The sequence below is a fragment of the Planktothrix sp. FACHB-1355 genome (assembly GCF_014748295.1).
In the GTDB taxonomy this organism is placed as follows: domain Bacteria; phylum Cyanobacteriota; class Cyanobacteriia; order Cyanobacteriales; family Aerosakkonemataceae; genus Aerosakkonema; species Aerosakkonema funiforme_A.
In genome coordinates, this window is record NZ_JACJUP010000825.1 from 1 (window position 1) to 3,265 (window position 3,265).

Annotated in this window: 3 protein-coding genes and 2 pseudogenes; 4 read left to right on the forward strand and 1 reads right to left on the reverse strand. The window is 47.4% G+C overall.

Features of this window, described 5'->3' with window-relative positions:
* Positions 1-134, reverse strand: a pseudogene (locus H6S82_RS25465) (zinc ribbon domain-containing protein); the annotation flags it as partial.
* A 2-nt stretch (positions 135-136) separates the two neighbouring features.
* Between H6S82_RS25465 and H6S82_RS25470 the strand changes: the two are divergent.
* The 4 genes and pseudogenes from H6S82_RS25470 to H6S82_RS25485 all read left to right on the forward strand — a co-directional run.
* Positions 137-463, forward strand: a pseudogene (locus H6S82_RS25470) (hypothetical protein); the annotation flags it as partial.
* 79 nt (positions 464-542) lie between these two features.
* Positions 543-1,769, forward strand: coding sequence for an anhydro-N-acetylmuramic acid kinase (locus H6S82_RS25475; protein ID WP_191056907.1), 1,227 nt, complete (start codon positions 543-545; stop codon positions 1,767-1,769).
* A 57-nt stretch (positions 1,770-1,826) separates the two neighbouring features.
* Complete coding sequence (locus tag H6S82_RS25480) at positions 1,827-2,273, forward strand: hypothetical protein (RefSeq protein WP_190472782.1); 447 nt, start codon at positions 1,827-1,829, stop codon at positions 2,271-2,273.
* 362 nt (positions 2,274-2,635) lie between these two features.
* On the forward strand, positions 2,636-3,265 hold a 630-nt coding region (locus tag H6S82_RS25485), incomplete at its 3' end, for a serine/threonine-protein kinase (protein ID WP_191056908.1).

A 3,265-nucleotide genomic window follows, 5' to 3' on the forward strand; every position in this document is an offset into this window, starting at 1 on the left:
CCCACCGTATTTGGCAATACTATGCCAAGCATTTCTAAGCCTTTGGCTAAGATGTTTAGTGCCGCATTACGATCCCGATTTAGCACCAGTCCACACAAGCATTTATGTGTTCTGGTGCTAAGTGTTTTTCGGACTTCTTGCCAACGAACTGGCAGCCAGGTTTTACCTGGAATGGGATAAACAGTACATCGCTCAAGAATATACAATAAAAGCCTACTACGGTTATGCCCACTGGGGTGCGAAAGGCAAGGTTGCCGACCTAGAAAGACGCTACCCGCAATTGCTGGTTCCGATCTGGCAACAAACTTGCCCTACTCTTTCGGTCAACGAAACCCTCTTTGCCACAGGAACCGTCACCTCTACCAGCTCTTCGACTATTATCTCTAATTCCCTCGACTTAGCCGCTATTCTGAAAGCTTCGCAAGCTATTTCAGGCGAAATCGAACTGGAAAAACTACTTTCATTCAAACCAAAATCTAAATAATTTTAGATTTTAGATTGAGTTTACAATTTAAAATCTGAAATCTAAAATTTGAAATCTAATGACTCGCGTAATTGGCTTAATCAGCGGGACATCAGTAGATGGTATTGATGCCGCATTGGTAGAAATTTCCGGTACGGATATCGATCTAAAAGTCGAGCTTATAGCTGGGGAAACCTATCCCTACCCATCCGATCTCAGAGAAAAAATTTTAGCCATCTGCGGTGGGGCAGCTATTTCAATGGCAGAATTCGCAGAACTGGATGATGCGATCGGCCTATCCTTCGCGCAAGCCGCCTTAGCTATTCAATCTAACCACACCCCAGCCCAGCTCATTGGCTCCCACGGACAAACAGTTTATCATCGTCCACCCTCTAGGAGCGGGGGAGCTCTTGAGCGGGGGAGTGGGGAAAAATCTAATTATTTAAAAGATTCCCCCCTTGGATATAGCTTGCAATTGGGGCGAGGAGAACTAATTGCCCAAGTAACGGGTATTACTACTGTAAATAACTTTCGGGTAGCCGACATTGCTGCTGGCGGTGAAGGTGCCCCCCTAGTCTCACGTATAGACGCCTTTCTTCTGAGTCATCCGAACGAAAATCGGTGCGTTCAAAACATCGGTGGGATCGGTAACGTAACTTACTTACCAGCTCGTCAGGGTAACTGGCTCTCCCAACTACGCGGCTGGGATACTGGCCCCGGCAACGCCCTTTTAGACCTGGCAGTGCAGCATCTAACTGGCGGGAGTAAAACCTACGACAAAGATGGTGCTTGGGCTGCTTCTGGTACTCCCTGTATTCCCTTAGTAAGGCAATGGCTCCAGCACGAATTTTTCCGACAAGCGCCGCCCAAATCTACTGGTAGAGAGCTATTCGGGGCGGACTTTTTACGTACCTGTTTGGCAGATGCGGAAAATTACTTGCTCAGTTCGGCTGACCTGCTGGCCACCCTAACGGAACTCACAGCAGCTTCGATCGCAGACAGTTATCGCAGTTTCTTACCTCAAATGCCGGATAAGGTACTGTTATGCGGTGGAGGCAGTCGCAATCTTTACCTAAAAAACCGACTGCAAACCCATCTTTCAGGAGATGCGGAACAATCTTCTGTGTCCTCTATCTCGGTTCTGACAACAGATGAAGTTGGTTTGAACGCCGACTGTAAAGAAGCGATCGCCTTTGCCGTTTTAGCCTACTGGCGAAATTTAGGTATTCCCGGTAATCTTAAGCAAGTAACTGGTGCCCAAAAAGACGTACTTCTCGGAGAAATTAAATCTGTGACAGCGCCGTAGCGTGTTAGCATAGAGCTTGCGATCGGACAGTGAGCGATCGATACAAGGAATAGGGGCGTGGCTCACACCTTTTTAATTGAGGCAGGGCGTTGGAGATTGCAGGGAAACTGGCTTGAGCGCAACGGTATGCCCATAGCTGTTAAAGGATTAACTCTAGTGGCATGGAGTCGCGACAACTGGTTCACAATGGTAACCAAATTGATGTTTCCAGAGAGCGATCGGGAAGAAATTGCCCTGCAATACCGAGGTCGTTTGGATGCTGGCGAACGCCAGTACACTTTTGTGCTACAACACAGTTTGCTAGGGCGAGTGGAGGGTGAAGGCTGGGTAGCACCAGAATCGATCGTGCAGCGCTACTGGGTGCTGGGCGATCGCCAGCGCCGCAGTGGTTTTGAAACTCTGCACCGAGTTACGGAAAACCAATACTATATCTCCAGCAGTATTTTGGCAGGCCATTACCTAACCAGCACAATGGAAGCACTCTTGGAGCGTCAGCCAGAATAGAATTATCCTTGAATAGTAGATCTTATTGTTCGTTCAACTGAGTTGCACGCATAGCTGTATGGTTTAGCACGCAGACAGAAGTTGAATTTCACTTCTAGTTTGAAACTTTATAGGCAAACCTTAGCAATTGAGAAGGAGCTTCCCCCCTTGCTGCTTCAGCTTGGAATCTCCGAAATGTAAAGGTTGCATCATTTGCCAGTATAGTTTCGCATCTTGCGGTTGGCCGATGATTCACACCCTTTTTTTCCATCTCAGGCGTAGGAGTAAAATTTTGCATAAATTCCCCTGGCAACCCGGTTGTGGAACAACTCTCGGCACTTATATTACACTAACGCTCCTTCTGTAGGTGGAGCTTCACCAAAATGACAGATCCGAACATTGGTCGCTTACTTGACAATCGCTATCAGCTAGCAGAGCTGATAGGGACAGGGGCTATGGGTCGGGTTTATCGCGCTAAAGATGTTTTACTAGGAGGCGTACCCGTCGCTGTCAAGTTTCTCTCCCTAACAATTCAAAATCAGAAATTGCGGTTGCAGGAACGCTTCGAGCGAGAAGCGAAAACCTGTGCTTTGTTAGGCCAAAAAAGTCTCCATATTGTCAGAGTCATGGATTATGGCGTGGACGAACATAAAACTCCGTTCTATGTCATGGAATATCTTCAGGGAGAAAGCCTCAGTGAGATAGTTCGCTCCCGCCCTCTTGCTCTACCTAAATTTTTAGCTTTAGCACGCCAAATTTGTTTGGGATTGCAGTGCGCTCACGAGGGCATCCCTGTAGATGGCGAAATCTGTCCGATTATCCATCGAGATATAAAACCCAGTAATATCTTAGTGGTGCAAGACGCCAGTCTCGGGCAGTTAGCCAAGATTCTTGACTTTGGGATTGCCAAACTGCGTCAAGCAGACAGCGATCAAACTAACTATTATTTAGGAACCTTAGCCTATTCATCCCCCGAACAAATGGAAGGCAAGGAACTTGACAACCGCTCGGAT

Coding starts and splice junctions, on each gene's coding strand:
- H6S82_RS25475 (WP_191056907.1), top strand. CDS start 543: ATGACTCGCGTAATTGGCTTAATCAGCGGGACATCAGTAGATGGTATT.